This window comes from Corallococcus sp. AB038B, from assembly GCF_003668955.1.
GTDB classification, from domain to species: domain Bacteria; phylum Myxococcota; class Myxococcia; order Myxococcales; family Myxococcaceae; genus Corallococcus; species Corallococcus exiguus.
This window is the reverse complement of record NZ_RAWO01000172.1, coordinates 1-424: the sequence shown is the minus strand read 5'-3', so window position 1 is coordinate 424 and position 424 is coordinate 1. Positions and strand designations below refer to the sequence as shown.

The 424-nt window shown below is 68.4% G+C and carries 1 protein-coding gene; it reads right to left on the bottom strand.

The annotated features are described in order from the left end of the window. The coding region (locus tag D7Y04_RS42905; RefSeq protein ID WP_255428822.1) for an acyl-CoA dehydrogenase family protein at nucleotides 1-424 on the bottom strand (424 nt) is incomplete at both ends.

Here is a 424-nt window from a genome sequence, read left to right as displayed (position 1 = left end):
CGGCCTTCTCCGCGTCCTTCAGCCGCCCCAGCCGGAGCGCCGCCGTCAGCCCCAGCGTGATTTCCGTCTGCATGTCCGCCAGCTTCTTCTGGATGAGCTGCGTGGCGGCCAGGGGCCGGCCGAACATCTGCCGCTCCAGCGTGTACGCGCGCGCCGTGTGCCAGCAGAACTCCGCCGCGCCCATGGCGCCCCAGGAGATGCCATAGCGCGCATTGTTGAGGCAGCCGAACGGGCCCTTCAGTCCCTTCACGCCGGCCAGCAGGTTCTCCTCGGGGACGAAGACGTCGTCCATGGCGATGCCGCCCGTCACCGAGGCGCGCAGCGAGAACTTGCCCTCGATCTTCGGCGCGGTGAGCCCCTTCATGCCCTTCTCCAGCACGAAGCCGCGAATCTCGTCCTGCTCGTCCTTCGCCCAGACGACGAA